Origin of the sequence: Kribbella sp. NBC_01505, assembly GCF_045040285.1 — a bacterium.
Classification (GTDB): Bacteria; Actinomycetota; Actinomycetes; order Propionibacteriales; family Kribbellaceae; genus Kribbella.
The window spans coordinates 4,433,882-4,446,840 of sequence record NZ_CP109425.1; the positions used below are offsets into that span (position 1 = coordinate 4,433,882).

The window sequence follows — 12,959 nt, forward strand, 5'->3', positions numbered from 1 at the left end:
TTGGGGAACGGTGGGATAGGGCCGCTCGTTCTACGGAGTAGTGGGTGGGATTACGTGAGGTGGGCGTGACTGTGAGTGTGCAGCGGGTGGTGATTGCTGCCGGATTGGGTGCCGCGACGATTGGGGCACTCACCGGCGTGCTGCTGCTTGGCCCGTTGGGGGCATCGCTGCTGCTCGGCGTCGTGTTCCTGATCGTCTGGCCCTTGGCCGCGGTCATCCGGCACGTCGTCGACGAAACCCCGGACTACTCGGCCGTCACGGTCGCGGCCTTCGCCGCGGTCGGCGTGCTCTGCCTGCCCGGTCTGGTCCGCCTGGTCGCGGACGGCGCCTTCGGTGTCGCGACGCTCCTGGTCGGGGCGGTCATCTTCGTGCTGATCGACCTCGTCGTGCCGGATCGCCCCGAGCGGTCTTGGCGTCGGCAGCGCCGGATCCGGCGGCTGACCGAGGAGCAGTTCCTCGAGGACGAGGCGCTGATCGCTTCCCTGCAGTGCCCGCTGAGCATCAGCGAGCTGTGCGATGTCTGGGTCGAGACCGCCGGCCAGCTCGCCCAGGGCGCTGACATGCGCGACCGGCAGGCGGTCGCTGAGGTGCGGCGGATCTGCCTGGACGAGTTCGAGCGCCGCAACCCGGTCGGCTTCCAGCGCTGGCTCGACGCCGGCGCCCCGCCGAACCCGACGACGTACCTGATGGCGCACGGCGAATAGCCCTCAGGCTGCCTTCTTCCGCGCTGCCTTCTTCTTGGGCGCTGCCTTCTTGGTGGTGCGAGTTGTGCGGGACTTGCGGGCGGCCTCGACGCTGGCGCGCAGCGCGCTGACCAGGTCGGTCGGGGTGGTCGCCTCCGGCTCCTCCTCGGAGAACACGACCTCCTTGCCCTTGCGCTTGGTCTCGACGAGCTTCTTCACCCGCTCGGTATAGGTGTCCTTGTACGACGAAGGTTTCCACTCGCCGCTCATCGCCTCGATCAGGTCGGCGGCCATCGTCAGCTGCTTCCCGGCCCGCGACTTGGCCGGCAGACCGTCCAGCTCCTCGACCGGGTCCCGGATCTCGTCCGCGAAGTACATCGTCTCCAGCACCAGCACCTTGTCCTGCGCGCGGATCGCGGCCAGGTACTCCTTGCCGCGCATCACGAACTTCGCGATCCCGGCCCGGTTCGTCTTCACCAGCGCATCCCGCAACAGCCCGTACGACGACGCGTTGTCACCGTCCTTCGGACCGAGGTAGTAGGTCTTCTGGAAGTGGATCGGATCGATCTCGTCCAGGTCGACGAAGGTGTCGATCTCCAGCGACCGGGACTTGCCCGGCGCGATGTCGTCCAGCTCGGCCGGCTCGACCACGACGTACTTGCCGTTGCCGAGGTCGTGGCCCTTCACGATCTTGTCGAACGCGACCTCACGGCCGGTGCGTTCGTTGACCCGCTTGTACCGGATCCGGTCGGAGGTGCCGCGCTGGAACTGGTGGAAGTCCAGCTCGTGTTCCTGGGTCGCGCTGTACAGCCCGACCGGTACCGAGACCAGGCCGAAGGTGATGTAACCGCTCCAGATCGATCGCGCCATGCGACCCCGGTACCCACCTCACATGCGGTTGTAGCGTTTGCGCGCCTCGCGGCTTTCCTTCTGGGCTTCGCGGGCGGTACGTCGGGCTTCGTCGAGCTCGGCGCCGACGTTGTGGACCAGTTGCTGTGCCTCGGCGAGCGCCTCGCGGGCATCGTCGAGTTGCTTGTCGAGGTCCTCGACGCGTGCCTCGGCCGCTTGAGCAACGGCGACGGCCTCCTCGAAGACCTTCTTGGCCTCGGCGCGCTCCTTGGCTTCGCGTTCCTCGGCTTCGCGCTGCGCGCGGTCCTGCTCGTCCGCGGCCTTGGTATCGGCGGCTTCCTCGGCCTGCTGGGTCTTCCGGCGGGCTCGCGCGGCCGCGCGCCGTTCGTCGGTGAGCGGGGTGACGTTGGTCGGTTCGCCGTTCTCGTCCACGACGCCGAACCCGACATGCCGCAGCGCACTGCTCAAACGCCCCTCCCGTACGGCGTCGCCGGCAGCAGGGTCGACCAGGGCAGCATCGAGTGTCTCGCGGAGCTTCTGAGTGACATCCGCGCTGACCTTCTGATCGGCCGCCTTGGCGAGCCGGCCAGCCTCTTTGACGAGCTTGTCCAGCAACTGGTGGCGCTTGGGGGTCAACTCCCGCAGCCGGCCGCCGTCCATGTCGGCGGTCGCCTCACGGAACTCGTCGCCCAGCGCGATCAGATCATCCAGGTCGTCCGGCGCGTTGTGGGCCACCAGGTTCGTGACCCAGGCGGCGACCGTCGGTTTGCGCAGCGCCTTCAGACGCGTCGAACCGAGCTGGTCGCCGTCAGCCTTCAACTGTTTGGCCAGCTCGTTGCGCGTCGCAATGAAGTCGGCAGCCGGAACCGCATACAGCTGGTCGGCTGCCTCCTCGAAGTCCACCCGCCCGACGCTACCCGAAAGCTGACATGTTCTGGCAGGTTGAGCTGGTTGGCTCGCGAGGTGAACCAATGCTGCTCCGTCGTCGACCTCCGCCAGTACACGCTGCACCCAGGCCGGCGTGATGCCTTGATCGACCTGTTCGACGAACACTTCGTCGAAGGCCAGGAGGTGTGCGGGATGCACATCGCCGGTCAGTTCCGCGACCTGGACGACCCCGACCGCTTCGTCTGGCTCCGCGGTTTCCACAGTCTCGAAGCCCGCGCCGAAGCTCTCAAGTCGTTCTACTACGGCCCGATCTGGCGCGAACACGCGGAAGCGGCCAACGCCACCATGCTCGACTCCGACAACGCGCTCCTGCTCGAACCGATCCACCTCGGCCCGGACTACCCACAGCCAACTGCACCGCACCCAACCAGCCCGGCGTCATCGGTCATCGCGGGCATCGTCCATCCGGCCGCCGACGGCTTCGAAGACCACTTCCAGCACGACCTGCTCCCCATCCTCACCACGCTAGGCGTCTCGCCGCTGGCGATCTTCCGCACGCTTCCCGCCGAGAACAACTTTCCCGCGCTCCCGCTCCGCGACGACACCGTCCTCGTCTGGCTCGCGCGCTTCGCCGACGACGCGGCGTACGGGGTCGTCCGCGGCGAGCTCGGACCCCAGTGGGCAGGGCAGGAGTTGCGGCTCCGCCCGACTGAACGATCACAGTTGCGCTGATCCCCGAGGAGCATCGACAGCTGGCCTTGAGCGGCTACTGCGCTGGGGTGTCTGTCGACCGTAGATAAATACGTTGCGCGGCTGGATCTGGGCGGGCATGCTGAATCGACTTGAGCGGCGACGAGCGCTGCCTGGGCTTAAGGAGGGCTGACGGATGGCTATCACTGTGCTGCGGCATGTCCGCGTCAGTCTCACTCCAAGCCTCAGGAGCACTCCCGATGTCTTCCGACGTCTTTCGTACCGAATCTGACTCGTACTCATTCGAATTCCAGCAGGTCGACGAAACTCTGGCGCCGAACCAGCGCTGGACCACCTGGCTGGACGTCGAGCGCGGTTCTCGCGGGCCTGAGCCCCGCCCTTCGTGGGTGGTGACGGCACAGGCCGCGATCGATACCGAGCTCGGCGTCCTTAAAACCGGTAAGGAAGCTGATGTCTTCCTGATCGAGCGCGCCGTCGAAGCCATCGGCGACGCGCCTGCACAGTCCTCGTTGCTGGCGGCCAAGCGGTACCGCGGCGAGGAGCACCGGTCCTTCCACCGCAGTACGTCGTACGTCGAAGGTCGGCGTACCCGCAACAGCCGCGACAGCCGGGCCATGGCCAAGAAGACCCAGCACGGCCGCAACGTGGCCGCGGGCCAGTGGGCCGGCGCGGAGTGGGGTGCGCTGAACCAGCTGTGGAAAGCCGGCGTCCCGGTGCCGTATCCGGTCCAGATCGACGGGACCGAACTGTTGATGGAGTTCATCGACGACGGTGAGGGTGGGGCCGCGCCACGGCTCGCCCAGGTCCGGCCGTCGAAGGAGCTGCTCGGCGAGTACTTCGAGCAGTTGCGGGGCGCCATGCGGGAGCTGGCCCGGGCCGGCCTCGCGCACGGCGACCTGTCGCCGTACAACGTGCTGGCTCAGAAGGAGCGGATCGTGATGATCGATCTGCCGCAGGTGATCGACATCGTCGGTAACCCGAAGGGGATGGAGTTCCTCCTCCGGGACTGCCACAACATGGCGACCTATTTCACCAGCAGGGGCTTGGAGATCGACGAACAGGAGCTGTTCGCCGATCTCCTCTCGATGGCCTTCTAACTGACTGCCTTGGCAGCTGCGCGGCCGGCGGTGCGACCGGTGAACAGGCAACCGCCGACGAAGGTCCCTTCGAGTGAGCGGTAGCCGTGGATCCCGCCGCCACCGAAGCCGGCCACTTCGCCGGCCGCGTAGACGCCAGGCAGCGGCGTACCGTCGTTGCGCAGGACCCGCGAGTCGAGGTCGGTCTGCAGACCGCCCAGCGACTTGCGGGTCAGGATGTTCAGCCGGACCGCGATCAGCGGGCCGGCCTTGGGGTCGAGGATCCGGTGTGGAGTCGCGACCCGGATCAGCTTGTCGCCGCGGTAGTTGCGGGCCCCGCGCAACGCGGTGACCTGCAGGTCCTTGGTGAAGGTGTTGGTCAGCTCGCGGTCCCGGGCGACGATCTGGCGCTCGAGGTCCGCGAGGTTGATCAGGTTGTCGCCGGTCAGGTCGTTCATGCCGCGGACCAGACTGGCCAGGTCGTCCCGGATCACGAAGTCGGCGCCCTTGTCCATGAACGCCTTCACCGGCGGCGTCGGTCCCCCGCGGGCGCGGCCGAGGACGGCCTTGATGTCCTTGCCGGTCAGGTCCGGGTTCTGCTCCTGGCCGGAGAGGCTGAACTCCTTGTCGATGATCTTCTGCGTGAGCACGAACCACGTGTAGTCGTAGCCCGTGGTCATGATGTGCTCGAGCGTGCCCAGGGTGTCGAAGCCGGGGAACAGCGGGACCGGCAGCCGCTTGCCGGTGGCGTCGAACCACAGCGACGACGGGCCGGGCAGGATCCGGATGCCGTGCATCGGCCAGATCGGGTCCCAGTTCTGGATGCCTTCGGTGTAGTGCCACATCCGGTCGCGGTTCACGTACCGGCCGCCGGCCTGCTCGGTGATCGCGAGCATCCGGCCGTCGACATGCGCCGGTACGCCGCTGATCATCCGCTTCGGTGGTTCACCCATCCGCTTCGGCCACTGCTGGCGGACGAGATCGTGGTTGCCGCCGATGCCGCCCGACGTGACGATGACCGCCTGCGCGGACAGTTCGAAGTCACTGACCTCGGTCCGCGAACTCGGCTGACCGCGGAGCACGCTGCTGGGCTCCAGCACCTTGCCGGAGACGCCGTCGACGACACCGCCGGTGACGGTCAGCTCATCGACACGGTGCCGGAAGCGGAACTCGACCAGGCCCTTGGCCACTGCCTCACGCACGCGGCGCTCGAACGGCGCGACCAGGCCCGGGCCGGTGCCCCAGGTGATGTGGAAGCGCGGCACCGAGTTGCCGTGCCCGTCAGCGTTGTACCCGCCGCGCTCGGCCCAGCCGACCACGGGGAAGAACCGCACACCTTGGTCGTGCAGCCAGGACCGCTTCTCGCCCGCGGTCCAGTCGACGTACGCCTCGGCCCACTGCCGGGCCCACTTGTCCTCGTCCTCCAGCCGGTCGAATCCGGCCGAGCCGAGCCAGTCCTGCCAGGCAAGCTCGTGTGAATCCTTGATTCCCAGCCGGCGCTGCTCGGGGGAGTCCACGAACATCAGCCCGCCGAACGACCAGAACGCCTGGCCGCCCAGTGACGCCTCCGGCTCCTGGTCCAGCAGCAGCACCTTCTTGCCCGCATCGGCAAGCTCCGCGGTCGCTGCCAGCCCGGCCAGTCCCGCCCCCACGACGATCACATCGGCGTCCATGCGGACATGTATACCGGACGGTAAGCAGGGATGGACTCCATTGCGCGTAGTTGCAAGAATGTCGGGTGTGACGATCCTTTCTGCGCAAGATCTCGTGCTGCCCGCCGCTGCTCTGGGCGGCGAGAACCCGCTGCCGCCGCTGCGCAGCCACCAAGAGGTGCACGAGGTCCGCAACCTCGCCGAGCTCCCGGCCGACCTCCGGGCCAACATCGAGTACGGCGGTCTGCGCAGTACCTTGCCGTGTCTGGATCAGGACGGGTACGACCGCACGCTCGTCGAGACCGTACTGCCGTCGCTCGTCCTGGAGAACGATCACGTTCGCGCGGTCGTGCTGCCGAGCCTCGGAGGCCGGCTGTATTCGCTCATCGACAAGGCGTCCGGTGCCGAGCTGCTCTACCGCAACCCCGTCTTCCAACCCGCGAACCTTGCCCTGCGCAACGCCTGGTTCGCGGGCGGCGTCGAGTGGAACTTCGGCAGCACCGGCCACTGGACCGGGACCTGCGCCCCGATGCACGCGGCGCGCGTCGAGGGTCCGGACGGTACGCCGATCCTGCGGTTGTGGGAGCTCGAGCGGACCCGGAACCTCGTCACCCAGCTCGACTTCTGGCTGCCTTCCGACTCCACCTTCCTGTACGTCGGCGTGCGGCTGCAGAATCCGGCCGACCACGAGGTCCCGGCGTACTGGTGGTCGAACATCGCGGTTGACCAGTCCGAGCGGACGCGGGTGCTGGCGCCGGCGGATCAGGCGTGGCAATACGGGTACGGCGCTCGGCTGGATCTGATCGACGTGTCGAGTGAGCTGACTTATCCGACCTCGCACGAGAAGGCGGTCGACTACTTCTTCGAACCGATCCCGGGCGAGCGGCCGTGGATCGCATCAGTCGATGCTGAGGGCAACGGTTTGGCGCAGACATCGACCGAGCGGTTGCGGGGACGGAAGCTGTTCGTCTGGGGCGAGGCTCCGGGCGGTCGCCGGTGGCAGGAGTGGCTGGCGCCGGGTCTTGACGGTCCTGGGTATGCGGAGATTCAGGCGGGGCTGGCGCGGACCCAGATGGAGCACCTGAAGTTGCCGGGGGCAACTGCTTGGCAATGGCTGGAGGCCTACGGTCGAGTGTCGGTGGATCCGGTAGCGGCACACTCCGACGACTGGCAAGTTGCCCGTACGGCGGGCGCCGTGGCACTGCACGCGGTCGTCGACGGGCTGCCGGCGCGCGAGGCCGAGTGGTCGGCGGTGATCGACGCGGCACCGGCGGAGCGGCTGGCGGTTGGATCAGGGTGGGGTGCGCTGGAGCTGGCGCGGAGCGGATGGTCGGTATCGCAAGGGACGCCGTTCGCCGTGGAGACCATGACGGACCGCGAGCGGGCCTGGTTGCCGTTGCTGGATGGACAGTTGCCGGCGGTGGACGGCGTACCGGACGGGACGTTGGTGGGGTGGCGGGAGCTGCTGGAGAAGGCGGCGGACAACTGGCTGGTCTGGTATCACCGTGGGGTTGCGCGGTACCACGCCGGCGATGAGGCCGGGGCGCTGGAGGCGTGGCGCGAGTCGGGGGACAACCCGTGGGCGCTGCGGAACCTCGGGTTCGTGACGGGCGAGCTCTCGTACTACGAGCAGGCGGTGGCGCTGCTGCCGGATCTGGTCGAACTGCAGGTCGAGGCGATCGGGGCTGCGCTCGACGCGGACGCGGAGTTGGCGCGGCGGCTGTTCGACGGGCTGTCGGAAGAGGTGGCGGCTGATCCGCGCGTGCGGCTGCTGCTTGTCCGGTACGCCCTGGACACCGGCGATCCGCAGCGGGCGCACGAACTGCTGGCGGAGGGGATTCAGCTGGCTACTGTGCGCGAAGGTGCGAATCCGCTGACCGACTACTGGTTGGCCGCTGAGGAAGCACTCGGAACGGGGCGTCCGGTACCTCCGGAGTACCAGTTCGGCATGTCGGGAACCTGACGGAACAAATTCTTTGTCCGAACCTGGAACCTAGTACGTGTAACCGGCGTCTCACCGTCGTGCGGCAAAGGCCGCGCAGTCAGTTTCGACAACGACCGCGTCGCTCGCGGGCGACGCGTCGGGGGTGAGTGCCATGTTGACCATCGTTGTACTCGGTGGGTTCGGCCTGGTGCTGCTGGTCACAACCTTGATCGTGGCGGATGTGGTCAGTGGTTCCCGGCGTGAGGCGAACGCTTCGGGTAGTGAGGAAAAGACCGCAGGGCGGGTGATCCGGGTCCGCGGCCCGGTGCACGGCCGCCTGGAGAACGGAACCCCGGCTGTCTACACCGAGGTGACGGTCGAGTACTACACCCGGCGGGGTGAGGGACCCTTCGAGGTCGCTCGCAAGATCCCGACGGGCAGCAGGACGTCGTACGTCAAGGGCGATCGTGTGATCGTCGCGTACGACGTGCGCGCGCCACGTCGCGGCCGGATCGCCGGTCGCGTCACCCACTGGCCCCAGTTGGGGCCGCGAGCGGGCCAGCCTTCAACGGGCCAGCCTTCAACGGGGGAGCCGCTGCCACAGCGGTAGTCCCCGACCGGCCTTTGGAGTCCCTCACCTGATGACAGGTGAGGGTTTTGTGATTCACACGGGGAAATGTGGGGCGAGCGCGCTGTAGATGGCGGGCAGCCCCTGCGACAGCACGTACTCGGCCTCGGGCTCGTCGAGCCGGTCGGCCAGATGGGCGAGGGCCTCGCCCATCGCGATCGCGAGCGTGACCGCCAAGCGGAACTCGCGGCTGTCGACAGCGCCGAAGCGCCCCACCAGCAACTCCGAGAACTCGCCGGCGTGCTGGTCGTCGTACTCACCCGGCTGGGTCTCCAGATCCGGATCGCCGAGTCCGCTCAGGACGACGGCGCGGAAGCCCGGGTCGGTCCGGTGCATCTCGCGGAACGTCGTCATCGTGACGTCGACGGCCTGCCGCCAGCTGGTCACCTCTGCCAGCCGGATGCTCACCGCCTCCGTGTAGCGGGCCTGGTTGCGGCGTTCGATCGCCTGGATCAGGCTGCGTTTGTCGGGGAAGTACCGATAGACGCTGCCGACCGCGATCTCGGCCCGTTTCGCGATCCCGCTGGTGGAGGCCGCGTCGTACCCACGCTCGACGACCTCGGCACAGGCCGCGTCGAGAATCCGCTCGACCTGGCGGCTGGCCCGGTCCTGGGTCGGTGTGCGGCGCAGCGGATACGCCCCCGATGTCACCATTCGGCCATTGTGCACCGGATCGTCGACAACGCTGCCACCTTCGTATGACAGATTGCCGTCAGATCTGCGTCATGACTCATGGGAGGGAACGCAACAGATGCGTATCAGCAAATCGGTGATCGCCGGGATCGCGACCACCGCCGTCGCCGCGTCCGGCCTGGCCGGTTCGGCCTTGACCACTCAGACCTCACAGGCCAGTACGTCGGCCGGCGTGAAGATGAACCAGATCCAGGTGATGGGTTCGCACAACTCCTACCACCGTGAGGTCAGTGACAAGGAGAAGCAGATCCAGTTCGGGCAGCGTCCGGACTCGGTCGACCTCTGGTACTCGCACGCCCCGCTCGGGCAGCAGCTCGAGGACCAGAACGTCCGGCAGCTGGAGCTCGACCTGTTCCCGGACCCGGCCGGCGGCCTCTACACCTACCCGCTGATCCGCAAGATCGCCCAGCTGCCCGCGCTCACCGACCCGGAGCTGGCCAAGCCCGGCATCAAGGTGATGCACATCGTCGACGTGGACTACAACACCGTCTGCCGCAGCTTCGTGCAGTGCCTGCAGCAGGTGAAGACCTGGTCCGACGCGCACCCGCACGCGGCGCCGATCGTGATCAACCTCGAGCTGAAGCAGTCCGACCCGGCGATCGTCGCCCAGGGTGGCGTGAAGGCTCCGCCGTGGGACGCCGGCAACCTGAACAGCGTCGACGCCGAGATCCGCTCGGTCTTCAGCGAGCAGCAGTTGCTGTCGCCGGACGACGTACGCAAGCCGGGCCTGACGCTCGAGCAGTCGGTGACCACCAAGGGCTGGCCGACGCTCAAGAACGCGGCCGGCAAGGTGCTGTTCTACTTTGACAACGGTGGTCCTGGAACCGAGATCCGCGACCTGTATCGGGCGGGCAAGCCGAACCTGGAGGGCCGCGCCGTCTTCACCCGCGGTGCCGAGGGTGAGGCCGACGCCGCGATCACCCAGGTGAACGACCCGCGCGCCGCGGGCACGGCCGAGATCCAGCGCCTGGTGAAGAAGGGCTACCTGGTCCGGACCCGGTCCGACGAGCCGCTGGCGACGATCCGGAACAACGAGTTCAGCCGGGTCGGGATCGCGCTGGGCAGCGGTGCACAGTTCGTCAGCACCGACTTCCCGGTGGCCGGGATGGCATCGCGCTACGACAGCGACTTCGTCGCCGAGCTGCCCGGGGACACTCCCGTACGCTTGAACCCCGTCACCGGGAAGCCCGGAGCGCATGTAGCTGAGAGGTGATCTGAACATGTCGGAGCACGTGGTCGATGTCAGTTGGAGCCGTGGTGAGCACGAGTTCACCTACGACACCTACAGCCGCGACCATGAGTGGCGCTTCGACGGTGGGGTCACCGTGCCCGGGTCCGCCAGTCCGGCGTACCTGGGCAGTCCCGGGCCGGTCGATCCCGAGGAGGCGTTCGTGGCGGCGATCTCGTCCTGCCACATGCTTTCGGTCCTCGCGATCGCGGCCCGCAAGCGGTTGGTCGTCGAGTCGTACGACGACCACGCGGTCGGCGTGATGGCCAAGAACGCGGCTGGGCGGGTCGCGGTCACCGCGGTGACGCTGAACCCGAAGATCGTCTGGGGTGGCACGGAGCCTTCGGCCGAGGTGCTGGGCCGGTTGCATCACCTGGCGCATCAGGAGTGCTTCATCGCGAACTCGGTGACCACCGAAATCACTGTCGTGCAGTAAAAAAACCACCCACCGGATCTGGCCTGAGCCTCGCGCAAGCGGCGTCAGGACAGTCGGTGGGTGGTTTTACGGTGCATCTCTGTGGTGATGCACCGGACGGATCCGGCGGCGCTGCACATGGGCGCCTCTGCGTTTCGTGTGCGTCATCCGTGCGGTCCAACTCGGTGGGTAGGACCGTTCGGGTGCGCCGCCGGTTATCCGTTCGTCCGGTTCGCGCCAGTTACTGCTCAGCGGCGGCGTCGCTCCGGTCGTCTGTGGGGGTGGTCGTCTCGATGAGTGCGTCGGTCCGGCCCTGTTCGGTGGCCAGCGCGGTCATCAGTCGGTGGATCGTCATGCCAGTGAGACGCACGCCGGACCGGGGTATGACGGGAAAACCGAGAAATTTCTCGATGTGACCTAGGACACTTTGTCCGGACCTACTTCTCGTCCAGTCCATCCAGGCGCAGCGGCACGAGCTTGCGAGCCTCGTCGTACGACGTCCCGGTCAGCTCCAGCAGGTCGACCACGGTGGAGCGGATCTGGCCGAGCACGACGACCGCGGACAGACCGGTCGGGAGCGGCATATCCGCCGTACGGCGGCCGAGCTCGCCCAGCACGCGGTGGGCGGCGACCTTGGCGGCCGGTTCGAACAGGGACTCGGCGATCAACCGGGTGCCGTCGGCGAGGCGGTCGAGGAGCATCGGGTACTCCTCGGGCATCCGCTCGTCGCGCCACACCGAGACCGCGCAGCGCCGTACCAGGACGCGGATGTTGCGGATCGCGCGGTCCAGCGGGACGACCAGGTCGGCGATCTGTTGCACTCGGCCACGATGCCGGCGGCGGAACGGGGAGAGGCGGACGACGGCGACACCTTCTGCGGCGGCGCTGCGGAGGTCGTCGAGCATGGCCTCGCTGGCGCGTGCTCTGCGCAGCGCATCGGTCAGCTCACGCTCGTCGCGCTCTTCCGCATGGGCCTCTTGATCGGTCTTGTCGCGCAGGCCCTCGGCGGTCTCGACCAGGATCGCGGAGAGCTCGTTCAGTACCTCGGAGGCTTGTTGCCGCGGACGCCTGATCGCGGCGGCCGGGGCGATCGTCGCCGCGGCGAGCGCGACCACGCCACCGAGAACCGCATCCAGCCAGCGGTCGAAGCCCGCGCCGGGATTGGGGAGCAGAGTGGTGACGATCGCGGCCTGGACGCCGGCCTGGGTGGCCATCAGGGTGCCGGCACCGAGCAGTACGGCGATGCTCATGGCGAGCGCGATCACGAACACGATCTGCGGTACGCCGGTCCCGAAGAACCGGACGAACAGGTCACCGACTCCGACCCCGACGGCTACGCCGACCATCACCTCGGCGACTCGACGTAGCCGCTGGCCGAAGCTGAAGCCCAGACAGACCATCGCCGCCACCGGTGCGAAGAACGGTTGCTTGTGGCCCACGACGTACCGGGCCAGGGCCCAGGCGACGCCGGCGGCGAGCGCGCATTGGGCGATGAAGAAGATCCGGTCCCGCCAGCGCTCGAGCCGCCGCCGCACCGAAGCCCGCGAACGACGCGCCGCCTGCGGGGCGATGTCGTCGCGCAGCTCCCGCAGCTGGTCCAACGTGAGCCTGACCGGATCCATTCGTTCATTGTGCCCGGCTTGATTCATTGGGGCTCGAAGGGACACTGTGTCTGCATGACGGAGAACAACCGCGAGGACTACGGCAGCTACAGCGTCGACGACGAGGACCAGCTGCAGGCGGAGGACACCCTGAACGACCGTGGGGTGGACGATCTGCTCGACGAGGGCTACTCGCCGCCCGAGAAGTGGTCCGCCGGTGAAGGATTCGGCACCACCGCCGAGGAGGCGCTCGAAGGCGAGACGCTGGATCAGCGGATCGCCCAGGAAGAGCCCGATGTCGACCCGTACGCCGAGGACGGCGAAGACGTCGGCGGTCCCGAGGTCGGCACCCGCCGCTCCGGCCGCCTCGTCGCCCCCGACGAAGGCGCGCACTCCGACAGCGACTCCGACCTGGTCGCCGAGGACGTCGGCTTCGACGGCGCCGCCGCCTCAGCCGAAGAAGCCGCCATCCACGTCGTAGACGACGAGGACAACTTCGAGCTCGAAGACGACGACGACACCGACCTCTCCACCTACGAAAACGTGGACCTGGGCGACGTCACCGACCCCGAGAACTGACCCCTAACATCCGAAGTCGCCGCTAACGTCCG

At 67.8% G+C, this 12,959-nt stretch carries 13 protein-coding genes; 8 read left to right on the top strand and 5 right to left on the bottom strand.

What is annotated here, in order from left to right; genetic code table 11:
• Positions 1-44 precede the first annotated feature (44 nt).
• Entirely contained in the window at positions 45-704 is a 660-nt protein-coding gene (locus tag OG474_RS20975; protein ID WP_405064038.1) for a hypothetical protein, read from the top strand.
• A 3-nt stretch (positions 705-707) separates the two neighbouring features.
• On the opposite strand, the gene OG474_RS20980 is transcribed toward OG474_RS20975, so the two are convergent.
• Both OG474_RS20980 and OG474_RS20985 read right to left on the bottom strand, forming a co-directional pair.
• Entirely contained in the window at positions 708-1,553 is an 846-nt protein-coding gene (locus tag OG474_RS20980; RefSeq protein WP_405064039.1) for a Ku protein, read from the bottom strand.
• An 18-nt stretch (positions 1,554-1,571) separates the two neighbouring features.
• Positions 1,572-2,435 (bottom strand): hypothetical protein, encoded by an 864-nt coding sequence (locus OG474_RS20985; RefSeq protein ID WP_405064040.1) that lies wholly within the window; start codon positions 2,433-2,435, stop codon positions 1,572-1,574.
• Between the two features lie 39 nt (positions 2,436-2,474).
• Here OG474_RS20985 and OG474_RS20990 point away from each other — a divergent pair, with 39 nt between their 5' ends.
• Positions 2,475-3,152 carry an NIPSNAP family protein gene (locus OG474_RS20990; RefSeq protein ID WP_405064041.1) on the top strand — a complete coding sequence of 226 codons (678 nt, stop codon included), beginning with the start codon at positions 2,475-2,477 and terminating at the stop codon, positions 3,150-3,152.
• Positions 3,153-3,370: 218 nt separating this feature from the next.
• Positions 3,371-4,228, top strand: a complete 858-nt coding sequence (locus tag OG474_RS20995) for a serine protein kinase RIO (RefSeq protein ID WP_405064042.1) — start codon at positions 3,371-3,373, stop codon at positions 4,226-4,228.
• Here the strand turns inward: OG474_RS20995 and OG474_RS21000 are convergent.
• On the bottom strand, positions 4,225-5,880 hold the full coding sequence (locus OG474_RS21000; RefSeq protein ID WP_405064043.1) for an FAD-binding dehydrogenase: 1,656 nt from the start codon (positions 5,878-5,880) through the stop codon (positions 4,225-4,227). The two genes, OG474_RS20995 and OG474_RS21000, sit on opposite strands and share 4 nt — an antisense overlap.
• Positions 5,881-5,947: 67 nt before the next feature.
• On the opposite strand from OG474_RS21000, the gene OG474_RS21005 reads away from it, so the two are divergent.
• Together OG474_RS21005 and OG474_RS21010 are read left to right on the top strand one after the other, a co-directional pair.
• On the top strand, positions 5,948-7,822 hold the full coding sequence (locus OG474_RS21005) for a DUF5107 domain-containing protein (protein WP_405064044.1): 1,875 nt from the start codon (positions 5,948-5,950) through the stop codon (positions 7,820-7,822).
• A 133-nt stretch (positions 7,823-7,955) separates the two neighbouring features.
• Positions 7,956-8,393: a DUF3592 domain-containing protein gene (locus OG474_RS21010; protein ID WP_405064045.1), complete on the top strand. Its 438-nt coding sequence runs from the start codon at positions 7,956-7,958 to the stop codon at positions 8,391-8,393.
• A gap of 54 nt (positions 8,394-8,447) precedes the next feature.
• Here the strand turns inward: OG474_RS21010 and OG474_RS21015 are convergent, their stop codons facing one another.
• Complete coding sequence (locus OG474_RS21015) at positions 8,448-9,065, bottom strand: TetR/AcrR family transcriptional regulator (protein ID WP_405064046.1); 618 nt, start codon at positions 9,063-9,065, stop codon at positions 8,448-8,450.
• A gap of 97 nt (positions 9,066-9,162) precedes the next feature.
• Between OG474_RS21015 and OG474_RS21020 the strand changes: the two genes are divergently transcribed.
• Complete coding sequence (locus OG474_RS21020) at positions 9,163-10,317, top strand: phosphatidylinositol-specific phospholipase C1-like protein (RefSeq protein ID WP_405064047.1); 1,155 nt, start codon at positions 9,163-9,165, stop codon at positions 10,315-10,317.
• Between the two features lie 7 nt (positions 10,318-10,324).
• Positions 10,325-10,768, top strand: a complete 444-nt coding sequence (locus tag OG474_RS21025) for an OsmC family protein (RefSeq protein WP_405064048.1) — start codon at positions 10,325-10,327, stop codon at positions 10,766-10,768.
• A 416-nt stretch (positions 10,769-11,184) separates the two neighbouring features.
• Here the strand turns inward: OG474_RS21025 and OG474_RS21030 are convergent, their stop codons facing one another.
• A complete protein-coding gene (locus tag OG474_RS21030) occupies positions 11,185-12,369 on the bottom strand; it encodes an FUSC family protein (protein WP_405064049.1) in 1,185 nt (394 codons plus the stop codon).
• A 54-nt stretch (positions 12,370-12,423) separates the two neighbouring features.
• On the opposite strand from OG474_RS21030, the gene OG474_RS21035 reads away from it, so the two are divergent.
• Complete coding sequence (locus tag OG474_RS21035; protein WP_405064050.1) at positions 12,424-12,927, top strand: DUF5709 domain-containing protein; 504 nt, start codon at positions 12,424-12,426, stop codon at positions 12,925-12,927.
• Positions 12,928-12,959: the final 32 nt, after the last annotated feature.

Bases quoted from the DNA above. Each gene is read 5' to 3' on its own strand.
- OG474_RS20980 (WP_405064039.1), bottom strand. From the start codon at position 1,553: ATGGCGCGATCGATCTGGAGCGGTTACATCACCTTCGGCCTGGTCTCG.
- OG474_RS21035 (WP_405064050.1), top strand. From the start codon at position 12,424: ATGACGGAGAACAACCGCGAGGACTACGGCAGCTACAGCGTCGACGAC.
- OG474_RS21020 (WP_405064047.1), top strand. From the start codon at position 9,163: ATGCGTATCAGCAAATCGGTGATCGCCGGGATCGCGACCACCGCCGTC.
- OG474_RS20995 (WP_405064042.1), top strand. From the start codon at position 3,371: ATGTCTTCCGACGTCTTTCGTACCGAATCTGACTCGTACTCATTCGAA.
- OG474_RS21025 (WP_405064048.1), top strand. From the start codon at position 10,325: ATGTCGGAGCACGTGGTCGATGTCAGTTGGAGCCGTGGTGAGCACGAG.
- OG474_RS21000 (WP_405064043.1), bottom strand. From the start codon at position 5,880: ATGGACGCCGATGTGATCGTCGTGGGGGCGGGACTGGCCGGGCTGGCA.
- OG474_RS21015 (WP_405064046.1), bottom strand. From the start codon at position 9,065: ATGGTGACATCGGGGGCGTATCCGCTGCGCCGCACACCGACCCAGGAC.
- OG474_RS21030 (WP_405064049.1), bottom strand. From the start codon at position 12,369: ATGGATCCGGTCAGGCTCACGTTGGACCAGCTGCGGGAGCTGCGCGAC.
- OG474_RS21010 (WP_405064045.1), top strand. From the start codon at position 7,956: ATGTTGACCATCGTTGTACTCGGTGGGTTCGGCCTGGTGCTGCTGGTC.